The following is a 15,413-nucleotide window of genomic DNA, read 5'->3' as shown; positions in this document are numbered from 1 at the left end:
CGGTCACAGGCTCCAGCCCTTGAGCAGGCCCTGGTACGCCTTGGCCACGTCTTGGGCCATGGCGTCGCTGGTGGTGCCCCCGGTGGCGAGCTTCTGGTAGCCCTCGACGAGCGGCTGGAAGAGCTGGCCGGCCTCGGGGATCCAGGGACGCTCGACGGCCGCGCCCATGGGCTCCTTCCAACGGCCGATCATCGCGTTGCCCTGGGCCTCGGGCATGTCGTAGGCGGACTTGCGGGTGGGCAGCAGGCCGAGCTTGCCGGCGATCTTGGCCTGGCTCTCCGCGGAGTCCATGAACTGCACGAACAGGTACGAGGCGTCCAGGTTCTTGGAGCCGGCGTAGACGGTGTAGTCGTGGCCGCCGGTCGGGGCGCCCGCCTTGACCGAGCCGGAGGGCACCGGGGCGATGCCGAAGTTGTCGGGGTTGTCCTTGAAGACCTTGCCGCCGAGGTTGTCGGTGTTCGACCACGGGCCGTTGAAGATCATCGCGACCTTGCCTTCCTTGAAGGCGGTCTCCGCGTTGGTGTAGCTGTCCTGGATCGCGGGCTTGGCCGCGGCGCCCGACTTGATGAGGTCCTCGACGACCTTGAGGCCGGCCACCGACTGCGGCGAGGCGACGGTGATCTTCTTCGTGGTGACGTCGAGGAGGTCGCCGCCCTCGCCGTAGATGAACGGCAGCAGGAAGTAGGCGTCGACGTTGAGGGCGAGGCCTTCGGCTCCCGCCTTGGACTTCACGTCCTGGGCGAACGTCTTGAGCTCCTGGAAGGTCTTCGGCGGGGCGTCGTGGCCGGCCTTGTTCAGCAGCTCCTTGTTGTACAGCAGGCCGAGGGTGTCGGTGACCTGCGGGACGCCGTACGTCTTGTCGTTGTACCTGCCGCTGCCGGCGGGGCTCGGCAGGAAGTCCTCGGGCTTGTCCAGAGCCGGGGTGCCGTCGAGGGGCGCGAGGTAGCCGAGGGAGGCGAACTCGGCGACCCAGCCGACGTCGGCGCGCAGCACGTCCGGTGCGCCCGACCCGCTCTGCGCGGCGGTCTTGAACTTGTTCTGCGCGTCGGCGAAGGGGACGTTGACGTAGTTGACCTTGATCTTCGGGTACTTGGCCTCGAAGTCGGCGATGACCTCCTTGAAGACGGGACCCTCGTTGGTCGCGTCAGAGGTGTCCCACCACGTCACCTCTCCGGAGACGGCGGCGGAGTCGGACGGGGCGGGGGCGGCCGACTGTTGGGGGGTGTCCTCGCCACCGCAGGCGGATACCGCCAGCGCCAGCGCCGCGGCTGCCGCCGCGACCGAGATGCCTCGCCGCATGTTGTGCACTCCTTGCTCAGCTTCGTTGCCAGAGGAACGGCGGAGGCCGCCCGCGTCCCCGAAGGCGAGCGGCATCACCGGGGTACGCGGAACGTAACAGTCAGATGAACCGAGATGAAAGACCTTTCGGAAACTTTCTGCAATTTGTGACACGACCGTCACGGCAACGCCGTTAACGGCACCGGGCACGCGCCGCGCGACCCGTTTCGCGCACGGCGGCCCGCGAGCCGCGACACTTTGCGTTTGCGCCTGTCCTGACCTCAAAGAACAGCCAACGGTCAAGTAACCAGCAGATGAGCGATTTCTTACCCATGTATCGACAATGTATGGACACGGCGCCCCGCGACGCGATGTACTACCTCATCAATCACAATGACGGCTGGATCCGGGTTTCAATGCCCGGGAGGAACGAGTGACGATGAGCACCGTCGTTCTCGACAGCGTGACAAAGGTGTACCCCGGGGGACATCTCGCGGTCGATCGCATGAGTCTGCGCGCCGAAGAGGGAGAACTTCTCGTCCTGCTCGGGCCCTCCGGCTGTGGCAAGTCCACGCTGCTGCGCATGATCGCCGGCCTGGAGGAGATCACCTCCGGTGACCTCTACCTCGACGGGCACATCGCCAACGACCTCGCCCCGCGCGACCGCGACGTCGCGATGGTGTTCCAGAACGGCGCCCTGTACCCCCACCGCACCGTCCGTGGCAACCTGTCCTTCCCGCTGGAGATCGCCAAGGCCGACCCGGCCATGGTCAGGGAGCGGGTGGTGGAACTCTCCCGGGCCCTGCACATCGACGAGACGCTCGACCGCCGTCCGGGAACGCTCTCGGGTGGTCAGCGGCAACGGGTCGCGATGGGACGGGCCATCGTCCGCCAGCCGTCGCTGTTCCTGATGGACGAGCCGCTGTCCAACCTGGACGCGGGCATGCGCACGGAGTTACGCATGGAGATCTCGTCCCTGGTGCGCGCCCTGGGCGTCACGACGATCTACGTGACGCACGACCAGGTCGAGGCCCTGACGCTGGCCGACCGCATCGCCATCATGAACCGCGGCGTCCTGCAGGACGTCGGCACCCCCGGCCAGATCTACAACGACCCCGCGACGGCGTTCGTGGCGGCGTTCCTCAGCTCGCAGCAGCTCAACCTGCTGTCGGCGACGGTGCGGACCCCGCAGAACCAGTACATCCTGCTGGACTTCGGGCTCCACCAGATCACGATGCCGTGGACCGACCCGCGCGCGTACGCGCTGTCCCAGCATACCGGGAGCCAGATCATCGTCGGCATCCGCCCGGACGGGCTGACCCCGGTCGGCGAGGGCACCGACGGGCCGTTCTTCAGCGGCCGGGTGCGGACGCTGGAGTACCACGGCCACGAGTGGCTCGCCTACCTGGAGGTCGGCATCCCCGCGGTGCCCGCCCCCGAGCCCGACGTGGCCAGGGCCCACGGACACGCCACCGCGGGCGGCGGGGGCGGCGGCGCGGGCGGCCTGATCCGCTCGATGATGCGCCGCCTGATGTCCACGGGCGACGAACCGTCCGAGCGGCAGGAGCCTCCGTCCGGCAGCGGTCACCACCGCCGGGCCGACCTGGTCGTGCGGCTCGGCGCGCGCCCGGTCTGGCGGGCCGGGGAGCACGGCCGCGTCGCCGTGGACCTCAGCCGGCTCTTGCTGTTCACCCTGGAGGGCAACCGCATCGACCCGCCCCGCCGCTGACACGGGACTCACGCCACGGTGCGGTCCACCGTCGAGGCGGCGAGCTGGGAGACGACCTCCACCAGCCGCACGATCTTGTCCAGCTCCACCTGGTGGAACGCGGGACCCTCCGAGCGCGCGACGACCAGGTGCAGGCCCGCCTCCTTCAAGGGCAGGCTCAGCAGGTGCAGCGGGCCCTCGCTGAACGCGGCCGGCCGCAGCGGCGTGAGGTCGGGCATCTCGTCCACGCCGGGCGCCTGCCAGCTTCCGTGGACGACGGCGCCGGTCCGGGAGTCGACCGCGACCGCCCACTCGGCGCTGACCAGGTCGGGGACCGCGTCGACCAGGGTCACGTACGCGCGCTCGGCGTCGGAGGCGACGTGGCCGAGCAGGTCGTAGTCGGGGCTGACGCCCGGGACCTCGCGGGTGGGCCACACGCCGTCGATGCGCACGCCGGGCACGATCGACAGGCGCTCGCGCAGTTCGTCGGCGGCGAACCCGCCCGGCCAGGAGAGCGTGAAGTCGTCGATCGCCCGGCCGCCCTCGCGTTCGAGCACCGTGACCTGGAGAATGTCCGCCCCGAGGACACCGAAGGCCCGGGCCACCTGCCCGAGGACGCCCGGACGGTCGGGCAGCGAGACTCGAACCCGCAGCACCATCGTCACCACCTCTGTTCGCGCACGTACATCTGCGGCCGATCCCCCAATGCGGGCCGACCGGGTATTTCTTTCATCTACGAGACCACGCCACACAGCCTGCTCGACGCAGGTTTCACGGATGTTCCGAAGTAATGTCCGAAATAATTCCAAATCAGTATTGATACGCACCCGCGTCCGGGTTCGTCGATCGCGGGATGGGCCACCCCGCCGCGTCGACCGCCGGCGCCGTGCCGCCGTACCACCAGGGCCCGAGCGGCACCCCTCTGCCGATCGCCGGGGAGCCGGGACGCAGCCGCAGGTCGTGGCGCGACCTGAACCTCGGATCCGCGCGAACCGACCCGCGCCCGGGCGAGAACCGCCCCCGCCGGCCGTCGTAGACGCCGCCCGCGTCGTCGATCCCCTTGCCGTCCTCGAAGCCGACCGGCCCTCCGACCTTGATGACGTTGTTGCGCAGCGTCAGGATGTCCCCCGAGCAACCGTCGGCGCACGAGACGCCGATCGTGTGCCGGCCGGTGAGATACACCGAGTTGCCGACGGCCACCGTCCCCTCGACCGGCCCCACCCCGTGCCCCGGGCCGCGGGTGATGAGGAACGATCCCCGCCGGTGCGAGGAGATCACCACGTTGGTCGCGAACAGGTTGCCCTCGGCGGTGCCGCCCGGCCCGTGGCCGAGCTCGGTGAAGGTCTCGTTGTCGCGGGCCATGTTGCGCGCGACGACGTTGCGGTCCCCGTCGTACACCTCCACGGCCGCGCCGTCGTAGACGTAGTCGTGGCTCGGCGCGTAACTTCCGGCGATCAGGTTGCCGATCACGCGGTTGTCGTCGCCGTTCAGCAGCACGCCGAACGCGCCGGAGTCGTTGTCGGCCACCTCGTCGTTCACGCTCATCCGGTCGTTGCCGGTGATCCGGCTATTGCGGATCATGTTGTGCGCGCCGCGCTCGGTCACCCACACGCCCGCCACGTTGCCGTCGGCGTACACGTCCCGCAGATCGTTGTGGCGGCCGTCGACACGGAAGCCCGCCCAGCCGCAGTCGTGCGCCCGCAGGTCCGAGACGCGCGTCCGGGAGCCCGCGACGACCACGCAGTCGCCCGCGCGCCCGCTGATCATCGGCCGGGCGCCCTCGCCGTAGGCGCCGACGGTGATGGGACGCGCGGCGGTGCCCGCGCCCTTGAGCGTCAGCGTGCCCTTCCACCTGCCGCCCCGCCGAAGCAGCAGCGCGTCGCCGGGGCCGAGGTGGGCGCGGCTCGCCCGCGCGAGCGAGCGCCAGGCCTTGCCCGGGGCGGCGCCGGACGCGTCGTCGTCGCCCTCGCGCGCGTCCACGTAGTACACCCTGCCAGCCCCGAGGGGCCCCACGGGGGACACTCCGGACGCCGTCGCCGCGGGGGTGGCGAGCAGCGCGAGGACAAGCGGCGACGACAGGCCCGCCCGCCAGAAGAACGGCGTCATGTATCCACACCCGGTAATCGGTTGATCGCTGCCGCACACCGTAGCGGCCTCGATCCCCTGCCGGGGGACCCGTGGCCGCGCGAGTTTGCCATCCCATGGCCACCTCTTTCCCCGCTCGCGGATCTTGACGGAGATCCACGCGGATAGCCTTTGCCAATGTCCCTCCGCCGGGCCGCCGTATGGCCTCGATCCATCCGGGGGCGGGTCACCCTCCTCGCCCTCGTGCTGGCGGCCGTGTTCCTCATCCCGCTCGCCGTCGCGGCCGGCACCGTCATCAGGAACGCCGTCGCCGCGTCCCTGACGCGGGAGACCAGGGAGGCCGCCTCCCACACCGCCGTCGCCTACCGTGAGGGCACACTGCGCGACCCGATCCCGCCCGTCGTCCGCGACGAGGACGTGATCCAGCTGATCGGGCCGGGCGGGCACGTCCTGGCCTCCACCGAGAACGCCCGCGGCATGCCGCCGGTCGGCGACGTGCGCCCCGCGTCGCCGCAGCGCATGACGGACTTCAGCACCTGCCGCGGCGTCTCCGTGCGCTGCCACCAGGTGACGGCCTTCTCCACCGGGACGGACCCCGGCGCCGTCGTCGTGTACGCCGCCGAGCGGATGCCGGTGCTCATCTCGACCCACGCCCTGGAGGCGGCGATCGCCCTGCAGACGGCGGCCCTGGCGGCGCTGATCGGGTGGATCACCTGGAAGGGGGCGGACCGGGGGCTGCGGACGATCGACAACATCCAGGCCGAGCTCGCCCACATCACCGTGAGCGACCTGTCGCGCCGGGTGCGGGAGCCTCCCGGGGAGGACGAGATCGCCGGCCTCGCCCGCACCGTCAACGCCACGCTGGCCCGCCTGGAGCACTCGGTGGAGCAGCAGCGCCGGTTCGCCGCCGACGCCTCCCACGAGCTGCGCACGCCCATCGCCGGCCTGCGCGCCCAGCTGGAGGAGGCGCGGCTGCACCCCGAGCACACCGACCTCGGCATGCTGGTGAACGGCGCCCTGCGCGACACCGACCGGCTGCAGACCATCATCACCGACCTGCTGTTCATGGCCCGGCTGGGCTCCGGCGGCCCCGCGGCGCAGGAACGCGTCGACCTCGGCCGCCTGGCCGCCGAGGAGATCGAGCGCCGCCCCGGCCGCGTCCCGGTGAACACCTCCGTCCAGCGGGAGGTGGTCGTGCTCGGCGTCAGCACGCAGCTCTTCCGCCTCATCGGGAACCTGCTGGACAATGCGCAGCGGCACGCGTCCACCCTGATCAGGATGGAGGTCCACGCGTCGCGCGGCACCGCCGTGCTCACCCTCACCAACGACGGCGACCGCATCCCCGAGGCCGACCGCGAGCGCGTCTTCCAGCGGTTCGCCCGGGTCGACGAGTCCCGCAGCAGGGACCGGGGAGGAACGGGCCTCGGCCTGTCCATCGCCCGCGACGTCGCCATCGCCCACGGCGGGACGCTGCACGTCGAGGACGTCCCCGAGGGCACGCGCTTCGTGCTCAAACTCCCCGCGGCCGAAGAGATCCGAACAGATCCGGTTTCCAAGTGTTAACACGAGCGTCGTCATGCGTTCAGCCCACGCACCCCTTTCGGGGCAGTGGTGGTGGCTAGCGTGCCTGAGCATCCCCCCGCGCGCGACCCGCCGACCGGCGGGCGTCGTCTCGTCGTCCATCAGGGAGTCATCTTGCGAGTCCTGGCCGTCGTCCCCGCCCGTGGAGGTTCTGCGGGCGTCCCGCTCAAGAACCTGGCCAAGGTGGGCGGCACGCCCCTGGTCACCCGCGCGGTGGCCGCCTGCGCGGGAGCCGGGCTCATCGACGAGGTCATCGTCAGCACCGACCACGAGGGGATCGCCGCCGCGGCCGAGGCCGCCGGCGCCCGCGTCGTCCGCCGCCCCGACGAGCTGAGCGGCGCCACCGCCTCCAGCGAGTCGGCCCTGCTGCACACCCTCGACCAGCTCGACGCCGACCCCGAGGTCGTCCTCCTCGTCCAGTGCACCAGCGCGTTCATCGACCCGGCCGACCTGGACGCCGCGGTCGCCAAGGTGCTGGACGGCACCGCCGACGTGGTCTTCTCGGGCCTGGAGACCCACGAGTTCGTGTGGGCGGTCCGCGACGGCGGCGCGCAGGGCGTCAACCACGACCCGGCCCACCGCCCCCGCCGCCAGGACCGCGAGCCCGACTTCCGCGAGACCGGGGCGTTCTACGCGATCCGCACCGCGGGGCTGCGCGAGCACGGCCACCGGTTCTTCGGCACCGTCGCCGTCCAGCCCGTCCCCTCCCGCACCGCCCTCGAGATCGACACCCCCGAGGACCTGCAGATCGTGCGGGCGCTCGCGCCGCTCGTGGACCGTCCCGGGCCGATCGACGTGGACGCCGTGGTCACCGACTTCGACGGCGTGCACACCGACGACAGCGTGCACGTCGACCAGGACGGCCGTGAGATGGTCACCGTCAGCCGTTCCGACGGCCTCGGGATCTCCCTGCTCAAGCGGGCCGGGGTCAAGGTGCTGATCCTGTCCACCGAGCGCAACCCCGTGGTGGCCGCCCGGGCCCGCAAGCTCGGCGTCCCCGTCCTGCAGGGCCTGGCCTCCAAGCGGACCGCGCTCAGCGAGTGGCTGAGCGTCGAGGGTCTGGACGCCTCCCGCGTCGCCTACATCGGCAACGACGTCAACGACCTCGGCTGCATGGACCTGGTCGGCTGGCCGGTGACCGTGGAGAACGCCGACCCGCGCATCCGGGCCGCCGCCCGCGTCGTGCTCGCCCGCGAGGGCGGCGCCGGCGCCGTCCGCGAGCTGTGCGACCGCGTGCTCGACGCCCGGCCCGCCCCCGAGGAGCCCGCCGTCTCCGGCCCGCGCGCCACCCTGCGCGCCAAGGGCACGCCGGTGCGCGTCGGCGAGTCGCTGGTCGGCCCCGGCCAGCCGGTGTACGTGATCGGCGAGATCGGCATCAACCACAACGGCGACCTGGACATCGCGCGCCGCCTCATCGACGTCGCCGCCGACGCCGGCTGCCAGGCCGTGAAGTTCCAGAAGCGCACCCCCGATATCGCCACGCCGGTCCACCAGCGCGACCAGATCCGGCAGACGCCGTGGGGCGAGATGACCTACCTGGAGTACAAGTACCGGGTGGAGTTCGAACTCGACGAGTACACGCAGATCGCCAAGTACTGCGCCGAGCGCGGCCTCGACTGGTTCGCCTCGCCCTGGGACGTCCCGTCGGTGGACTTCCTGGAGGAGATGAACGTCGTCACGCACAAGGTGGCCTCGGCGAGCGTGACCGACCACGAGCTGCTGCGCCGCCTCGCCGCCACGAACAAGCCGATCTTCCTGTCGACCGGCATGTCGACGCTGGAGGAGATCGACGCGGCCGTGGACATCCTCGGCACGTCCAAGCTCGTGATGATGCACGCCACCTCCACCTACCCGCTGCCGCCGGAGGAGGCCAACCTCCGCACGATCATCACGCTCCAGGACAGGTACGGCGTCCCGGTCGGATATTCCGGTCACGAGCGCGGTCTGCAGATCTCGCTCGCGGCCGTTACACTCGGCGCGGTGACCGTGGAGCGTCACATCACGCTCGACCGCACGATGTGGGGGTCCGACCACGCCGCATCGCTGGAGCCGAGCGGCCTGGAGCACCTCGTCCGCGACATCCGCATCATCGAGTCCGCCCTCGGCGACGGCGTCAAGCGGGTGTTCCCCGGCGAGGAGGCCCCCAAGGCCCGGCTCCGCCGCGTCACCGCCTGACCGGGGCGTTCACCGGTCACCCGCGCCCGCCTGAGGACCAGGAGAAGCCCAGCAGTGACGCACGCCGAGGATCGCCCGTGATCACGCTGTCCGTCGTGGTGCCCGTACGGGACGCCGAACCGTTCATCGCCGACGCGCTCACGTCGCTGCGGCTCAACGCCCGGCCCGACTTCGAGTTCATCGTCGTCGACGACGGCTCGGTGGACACGACCCCGCGGATCATCGACGACTTCCGCGACGAGCTGCCGGGCCTCACGGTCCTGCGCAACGCCACCGCCGTGGGCCTCGCCGACGCCCGCAACAAGGGCCTGTCCCTCGCCTCCGGCCGGTACGTCACCTTCCTCGACGGTGACGACTGGCTGGGGCGGGGGTACCTCGCCGACCTGGTGGCCGCGATCGACGGCCTCGGCTGCGACTTCGTCCGCGTGGACCACATCCAGGTGGAGGGGCGCAAGCGGGCGATCCACCGGGCGCCCGAGGCGCGGCGCGGGGTGGTACTCAAGCCGAGGGACCGCATCCTCCCGGCCGGGTCCAAGACCATGGTCGACTACCCGTACGCCTGGGCCGGCATCTACCGGCGCGAGCTCGGCGACCTGCTGGCCTTCCCCGGCCACCTGCACACCGCCGAGGACCGGCCGTGGATCTGGCGGCTGCACCGCGAGGCGCGGTCGTTCGCGGTGGTCTCGCTGGCCGGGGTGTTCTACCGCAGGCTGGTCTCCTCGTCGCTGACCCAGGTCGGCGACGAGCGCCAGCTCCACTTCTTCAACGCCTTCGAGCTGGTCTTCGAGCAGGTGGCGAACGAGCCCGACCTGCTGCCGAAGGCGGTGCGCACCTTCTGCGCCCTGCTGGCGCACCACCTGGAGCTGAGCGAGCGCTTCTCGCCCCCGCTGCTGGCCCGCTTCCACGCCCGCGCGCGCGAGGTTCTCGCGTCGCTGCCGCAGGGCATGGTGGACGACGCGGGGCTCGAACCCGAGCGCGCCGCCCTCCTGCGCCCGCTGCTCCCCCACCGCGGATGACCCGAAGGAGCGCCTCCGTGACCCAGGTGTTCTACAGCTCCACGCTCTTCGGGGCGATGACGCTGGCCGCCGCGATGGACGCCGGCAGGTTCGGCGCCCACGACCGCCGCAGGCTTCTTCTGGTGTCCAACAACGCCGCCATCCCGGAGATCACCCCATCCCTGGACGAGGCGCCGGGCTTCGCCGCGCTGCGGTCGCGCTTCGACGAGATCCGCTCCTGGAACGAGCTGATCGCGCCCCTGCACCCCTCGGACTGGAAGGCGCGCGTCATCGAGGGGCCGATGCTGTCGCGCATGATCGCCACGCAGCTCGGCCTCGAGGACGGCGTCTCCGAGCTGGTCGTGGAGTCGGTCGCCGTGCCGCCCGCGCGCACGATCGCCGGGCTGATGCGCGATTGCCCGATCACGGTCTACTCCGACGGGCTGATGAGCTACGGGCCCACGCGCGACCCGCTGCCGCTGGAGATCTCCGGCCGCGTCACCCGCCTGCTGCACCTGGCGCTGGTGCCCGAGCTGACCCCGCTGCTGCTCCGCGAGGTCGGCGTCGAGCCCGACCCGCTGCCGGACGCCGCGTTCACCGGCGTGCTCGACACGCTTCCCGCGCCCGAGGGCCTGTCGGGCCGGGCGGTCATCCTCGGCCAGTACCTCTCGGCCCTGGACATCGTCACCGCGGAGGAGGAAGCCGAGCTGCACGCCTCGATGCTGCGGGCCCTCGCCGCGCGCGGCTTCACCGACGTGCTGTTCAAGCCCCACCCGGCCGCGGGCCGCCGCCACGCCCAGCAGCTCCGCGACGTCGCCGACGGGCTCGGCGTGAAGCTGAGCGTCGCCGGCGAGACCGTCCCCGCCGAGCTGTGCTTCCGCGCGCTGCGGCCGGAGCTCGTGGTCGGCTGCTTCTCGACCGCGCTGATGACCGCGCACCGGTTCTACGGCATCCCGGTGGCCGGCATGGGCTGCGAGCTGGTCCTCCAGCGGCTGGCTCCGTACGAGAACAGCAACCGGATCCCGCTCACCATCGTGGACGCGATCGTGCCGCGGCTGGCCGAGGACGGGTCGATCACCGACCCGCCACCGGTGGACCTGCCCGCGCTGATCCAGGCGGTCGGCTACTGCATGCAGAGCGATCACTACCCCGACCTGCGCGAGGCGGCCGCGAAGTACATCGAGACACACGGCGCCGAGGCGCGGTACTTCAAGAACCGCCGCCTCAGTTCGGTGGGGCTGCTTCCCCCCGGCGGCACCGCCCGCGCCCAGAAGCCGAGCGCCCTCGGCCGCCTGCGCCGCGCCCTGTCCCGCTGATCACACGTTCAGGCCCGCGCGGTCCCCGGGAATCGAGGACCGCGCGGGCCTGTTCGCGTCCGAAGGCGTCCGGCTAGCCGATGGCCTTGAGGTAGCGGCGGACGCGGCGGCTGGCGCGGTACCCGGCGCGCAGCACGTTCGGGGGCAGCTCGACGCGCAGGCGGGCGCGGCGGCGGGCGGCGGCGTGGGCCGGGCCGTCCAGCAGGGGACGGACCGGAGGCAGGCCGGTCGTGCGCGCCTGCTCCACCAGGGCCGTCAGCCGGACGATCCAGTCGCTGCTCGCCCGGTCGTGGAAGTAGTTGGCGTCGCACCACGCGGCCGTCGGACGCCGGAACTCGCCCTGAGCCAGGTCGTCCAGGGTGCCGAGGCAGCCGCTGTCCTCGAAGACGAGGTTGATCATCTCAGCGCTGACCCCGAAGTCGGAGAGCACCAGCAGCGGCACCTCGCCCGCGATGGCCTCCAGGGCCGCCGTCGAGCTGACCGTGACGAAGCCGGCCGCGTCGGCGAGGTGCTCGTGCATGGCGCCCACCGCGAACCGCACGCCGCCGGGCCGCACCGTGCCGGCCGCCTCGAGCGAGGCCCACAGGCTCTCGTAGTGGTAGCGCTCGTTGTGGGTCTGCCGCTCGGTGGTGAGCGCCCGCAGTTTGACCACGACGTCCAGGTCCGGGCGCTGGGCGGCCAGCCGGTCCAGGGCGAACAGGATGCTCTCGCGGTCCTCGCGGCGTTTCGGCACCTTGGCCTGCGTCGCGAACACGACCCGCCGGCCGGTGGCCGGGTGCGCCGGGGCCTCGGTCGAGACGGTGTGCGCGGGGGCCGCGGACCTCAGAAGCCCGTCGAGGTAGGGCAGGCGGGCCAGGGCGGTCGTGCCCGCGGCCCCGAGCTCCTTGCCGATGCGGCCGAACTCCTCGACCTCCCGGCCGCTGTGCAGGACGAACAGGTCGCAGCCGCCCCGGTACAGCCATGCCTTCTCGGTGGCGGGGATCGAGATGCCGGGCAGGCCCGACACGAAGACCGGGCGCGGCTTGAAACCGTCCAGCACGTCGCTGACCAGTACGTCCACGACGGGGCCCGTGCAGGCGACGAGAATGACGTCCGGCCTGAGGCGCTCGGCCAGCCGCCGCAGCGCCCGCGCGGAGATCACCGCCGGGGTCTCCCCCTGGGCCGCCCTGGTGCCGCTGACCGCCGCCGAGATCTGCGCCGGGGAGGGCGCGATGGGGGTGCGCACGACGGCGAGCGTCGAGTTCCACTCCGCCGGCAACTGGTCGAGCAGGCCCGCCGCCCACTTGAGGTAGGAGTCGGAATCGGCCACAGCGAGAACCCGGCTCAAGGAGAAGCCCTTTCGTGCGCGAACATCTGGAGGTGCGATCGGAGGGAGACCGACGCGGAGGGCGTCCACCAGTCGTCGGGAACGTCCACCGTCTCGACGGGGACGCCACGCGCCGACAGCAGGACGCGCAGAGAGGTGACCGCTGTGGACGGCAGGCTGAGCACGCGCTGCCCGGGGCGCAGGTCCCGCAGGGTCATCTCGACCGGAACGCCGCCATCGTACACGGTCACGCCGGGATGATCGCGGACGGCGGCGAGGTCGCCCGGGTCCTCGCGGCGGTGCGGGTAGTAGGCCAGCGGCCCCTTCAGCGCGAACAGCCAGGACAGGTAGCGGTCGCGGTGGATCAGCCCGTTGCGCACGAGCGAGGTGCCGAGCACGACCGTGTTCTCGCGGGGGCGGGGGTGCGCGGCGGCGGGCTGGGAGCGCAGCCAGGCGAAGTCATGGGTCACCAGCTCGGCGCCGAGGGCCCGTACGGAGGCGGCCAGCTCGTCGGGGACGGGCAGCGCGGTGAACACCGTGAGGCGCCCGGCGTGGGCGGCGGCGCGCAGGCGCAGCGCGGCGGCGACGCCGAGGACGCGCCGCGAGGGCGTGGACTTGGCGCGGGCGCGCAGCAGCGCGGTGCCGGGGCGGGAGGTGAGCAACTCCAGCAGGCGGATCGTGGCGAGGCCGTCGTCCACCAGCACGATGCGGGCGGGGGCGGCGGTCAGCGAGGTGAGCTGGACGCGGCCGGAGAAGCCGTCCCCGAGCACCCAGGCGGCGCGGCGTCCCGGACGGGGCATGTGGCCGTCGGTCGCGGTCTCGATGCGCAGGCCCGGCGGCAGGTCGAGCGTGGCGAGCTCCCTGCGCGTGACCTTGAGCGCGGGCAGCTTCGCGCGGGTGACCACGCGCATCTCGGGCCCCGCGACCCCCGCGTGCCGTGCCTCGACCGCACACAGCAACTGGAGAGGCGACTCCACCCAGGCGACGGCCGACCCCTGCTCCCGCACGCGGCTTCGACCGTTCCTCTCCACGCCGGGGATTGACCCTTTCACGACGAAAGCAAGGTAGCCGCATGACGCGACACGTGAGGTAACAACCGGTGAACAAAGTCTTACGACCACCCGGCGAAGGCCGTTCACCTGCTGATGGAACGGCCTTCCGGCATCACACGCGCCTCCGGCGGCAGGAAGCGCCCTCGGCGCCCGGCACGCCCACCACCACCCGAACCACCCCGATCTCCCTACAAACGGCCTGAACCCCCTCCACGGCCCCGAACCACTATGCCTGGGACATCGCAGTGAGCATCCACACCTCCTCCTCCGTGATAAGCGATCGCCCCTCTCCCGGCAACCCCCGATCGCGTCCACCCGAGACCACGGACGACCACGCCCGCCGGAGAGCTTGACACCGCCGGTGCCATCCGGCCCAAATAATGCTTTCCGGCCGTCCGGTCCCGACTGTCACACCGGCCCCACGAGCCCCGGCCGGCGATTCCCCCGAGCGCGGCGCGAGCACGTTCTCGCAGGTAAAGAGGGGGCCTGGAACCCGTTGACGATCACACCCCAGGCCCACTTGCCCTCCGGAAACCCTGCCGCAGACCGGATATTTGTCGTGTTTGCGGCTGTTTGTCCGATGTATTACTCTGATTGAACTCCGTGCGGGGGAAGTGCTCACCCGAGCGACTCCTATATGCCACGGAGATTGCATAGCGCGGCCGGTCCTCTGGGAGATCCCTCTCCCCCCGGGGCGCGCAACCGCCGAGTCCGCTTCGCGCGGAGCCGGGGACCCACCTCTCCCCGGGGTGAATCGGGGGCGCCGTCACCTGACGGACGCGCCCGTAGGGCGACTTCCACGCCCGAACCCGTCAGCTAACCCGGTAGGCGGCCGTGGAAGAAGGAGTTTCCCCTTGTCCATGTTGATACATCGGCTTCTGGATGCCCCGAAGAACCACTTGAAGGCCTTTGCCTTCGGCGGCCTGGTGGCCGCACAGCTCGTCGCCGGCGTCACCATGGCCGCGCACGCCGACAGCGGCCGGGACGGCGTCGTGAAGGTCGCCGGCTCCGAGGCCGCCGGCCTGTCGAAGGCGCTCGGCCTCCCGGAGGGCGCGCGGCACGTGTCCGCGCAGCAGCTCCTGAAGCTGGCCGAGAGCCAGATCGGCGTTTCCGAGAACAGCTTGGGCGGTGGCACGAAGTTCCACCGCTGGTACATGGAGAGCCCGCGGGCGCAGGAGACCGTCGCCCGCGACGGCGGCAAGATCTCCGACTACGCCAACGCCGCCTGGTGCGACATGTTCGTCTCCTGGGTCGGCAGCCGGCTCGGCATGGAGGACGCCGTCGGCATCGACGCCTGGACGGTCGCCCACGCCAAGTGGTTCGAGCAGCAGGGCCGCTGGGGCGAGACCCCCAGGCCGGGCGCGGTCGTCTTCTTCGCCTGGAACGGCAGCAAGGACGTGGACGCCATCGACCACGTGGGCTTCGTGATCCACGACAACGGCGACGGCACGATCAAGACCGTCGAGGGCAACACCGACAACGGCAAGGTCCAAGTCCGCACCCGCTCGACCGACCAGGTCGTCGGCTACGGCTACCCGACCTACGCCGCCTGATCCACGCCGCCTGACGCGGCAGGTCTTTCCCAGGGCGCCCCTCCCACGGAGGGGCGCCCTTTTCCCGGGCGGCCGGCGGTCCCGCGGCCGCCTCCCTGTCCCCGGGCGCCCACGCCTTCCCGCGGGCGCCCCTCCCCGGCCGTACGGCCCCCTTCGTCTCCGTCCTCCCTGACGTCCCGGACGGGCCTTTCGCGGCCGTCCGCGGCGACGGTTTTCGCCGGACTGTGCCTGGTTCAAGTGGGAGCGCTCCCAGCGTACCGAACAGCCCTTATCAGGGCCTGAAGTCCGATTCCAAGGGTCCAGAAGCCCCAGGAGTAACAGTTGGGTTTCGGCATATTGACGTCGGCGTTGCCTATCGGCGACT

The 15,413-nt window shown here is 71.5% G+C and carries 11 protein-coding genes and 1 riboswitch; of the genes, 6 read left to right on the top strand and 5 right to left on the bottom strand.

All coding sequences use genetic code 11. The features are described 5' to 3' along the window. Positions 1-3 precede the first annotated feature (3 nt). Positions 4-1,299 carry an extracellular solute-binding protein gene (locus AB0H21_RS11360; RefSeq protein WP_358514643.1) on the bottom strand — a complete coding sequence of 432 codons (1,296 nt, stop codon included), beginning with the start codon at positions 1,297-1,299 and terminating at the stop codon, positions 4-6. Positions 1,300-1,717: 418 nt separating this feature from the next. Here AB0H21_RS11360 and AB0H21_RS11355 point away from each other — a divergent pair, with 418 nt between their 5' ends. Continuing rightward, positions 1,718-3,007 (top strand): ATP-binding cassette domain-containing protein, encoded by a 1,290-nt coding sequence (locus tag AB0H21_RS11355; protein WP_358514641.1) that lies wholly within the window; start codon positions 1,718-1,720, stop codon positions 3,005-3,007. Between the two features lie 8 nt (positions 3,008-3,015). On the opposite strand, the gene AB0H21_RS11350 is transcribed toward AB0H21_RS11355, so the two are convergent. Both AB0H21_RS11350 and AB0H21_RS11345 read right to left on the bottom strand, forming a co-directional pair. Next, the gene (locus tag AB0H21_RS11350; RefSeq protein WP_358514639.1) at positions 3,016-3,645 is read right to left on the bottom strand and encodes an amino acid-binding protein; all 630 of its coding nucleotides are present in this window, start codon (positions 3,643-3,645) and stop codon (positions 3,016-3,018) included. 151 nt (positions 3,646-3,796) lie between these two features. Then, positions 3,797-5,092 (bottom strand): right-handed parallel beta-helix repeat-containing protein, encoded by a 1,296-nt coding sequence (locus AB0H21_RS11345; protein WP_358514637.1) that lies wholly within the window; start codon positions 5,090-5,092, stop codon positions 3,797-3,799. Between the two features lie 156 nt (positions 5,093-5,248). On the opposite strand from AB0H21_RS11345, the gene AB0H21_RS11340 reads away from it, so the two are divergent. From AB0H21_RS11340 to AB0H21_RS11325, 4 genes are all read left to right on the top strand, one after another. Beyond that, the gene (locus AB0H21_RS11340; protein WP_358514635.1) at positions 5,249-6,634 is read left to right on the top strand and encodes an ATP-binding protein; all 1,386 of its coding nucleotides are present in this window, start codon (positions 5,249-5,251) and stop codon (positions 6,632-6,634) included. Between the two features lie 60 nt (positions 6,635-6,694). Further along, positions 6,695-8,827 (top strand): N-acetylneuraminate synthase family protein, encoded by a 2,133-nt coding sequence (locus tag AB0H21_RS11335; protein ID WP_358514633.1) that lies wholly within the window; start codon positions 6,695-6,697, stop codon positions 8,825-8,827. A 77-nt stretch (positions 8,828-8,904) separates the two neighbouring features. Continuing rightward, positions 8,905-9,843: a glycosyltransferase family 2 protein gene (locus AB0H21_RS11330; RefSeq protein ID WP_358514631.1), complete on the top strand. Its 939-nt coding sequence runs from the start codon at positions 8,905-8,907 to the stop codon at positions 9,841-9,843. 17 nt (positions 9,844-9,860) lie between these two features. After that, a complete protein-coding gene (locus AB0H21_RS11325; protein WP_358514629.1) occupies positions 9,861-11,138 on the top strand; it encodes a polysialyltransferase family glycosyltransferase in 1,278 nt (425 codons plus the stop codon). A gap of 73 nt (positions 11,139-11,211) precedes the next feature. On the opposite strand, the gene AB0H21_RS11320 is transcribed toward AB0H21_RS11325, so the two are convergent. Together AB0H21_RS11320 and AB0H21_RS11315 are read right to left on the bottom strand one after the other, a co-directional pair. After that, positions 11,212-12,447, bottom strand: coding sequence for a DUF6716 putative glycosyltransferase (locus tag AB0H21_RS11320; RefSeq protein ID WP_358514627.1), 1,236 nt, complete (start codon positions 12,445-12,447; stop codon positions 11,212-11,214). A gap of 14 nt (positions 12,448-12,461) precedes the next feature. Then, the gene (locus AB0H21_RS11315; protein ID WP_358514625.1) at positions 12,462-13,451 is read right to left on the bottom strand and encodes a hypothetical protein; all 990 of its coding nucleotides are present in this window, start codon (positions 13,449-13,451) and stop codon (positions 12,462-12,464) included. 738 nt (positions 13,452-14,189) lie between these two features. Next, a riboswitch (cyclic di-AMP (ydaO/yuaA leader) is annotated at positions 14,190-14,342 on the top strand. A 14-nt stretch (positions 14,343-14,356) separates the two neighbouring features. Here AB0H21_RS11315 and AB0H21_RS11310 point away from each other — a divergent pair. Continuing rightward, entirely contained in the window at positions 14,357-15,049 is a 693-nt protein-coding gene (locus tag AB0H21_RS11310; protein ID WP_358515404.1) for a CHAP domain-containing protein, read from the top strand. Positions 15,050-15,413: the final 364 nt, after the last annotated feature.

The organism is Sphaerisporangium sp. NPDC051011 (genome assembly GCF_040653595.1).
Lineage (GTDB): Bacteria > Actinomycetota > Actinomycetes > Streptosporangiales > Streptosporangiaceae > Sphaerisporangium.
This window is presented reverse-complemented; position numbering and strand designations above follow the sequence as displayed.

What these genes read in the sequence shown, in the direction of transcription:
- AB0H21_RS11360 (WP_358514643.1), bottom strand. Translation starts at nt 1,299, where the DNA reads ATGCGGCGAGGCATCTCGGTCGCGGCGGCAGCCGCGGCGCTGGCGCTG.
- AB0H21_RS11355 (WP_358514641.1), top strand. Translation starts at nt 1,718, where the DNA reads ATGAGCACCGTCGTTCTCGACAGCGTGACAAAGGTGTACCCCGGGGGA.
- AB0H21_RS11350 (WP_358514639.1), bottom strand. Translation starts at nt 3,645, where the DNA reads ATGGTGCTGCGGGTTCGAGTCTCGCTGCCCGACCGTCCGGGCGTCCTC.
- AB0H21_RS11345 (WP_358514637.1), bottom strand. Translation starts at nt 5,092, where the DNA reads ATGACGCCGTTCTTCTGGCGGGCGGGCCTGTCGTCGCCGCTTGTCCTC.
- AB0H21_RS11340 (WP_358514635.1), top strand. Translation starts at nt 5,249, where the DNA reads ATGTCCCTCCGCCGGGCCGCCGTATGGCCTCGATCCATCCGGGGGCGG.
- AB0H21_RS11310 (WP_358515404.1), top strand. Translation starts at nt 14,357, where the DNA reads ATGTTGATACATCGGCTTCTGGATGCCCCGAAGAACCACTTGAAGGCC.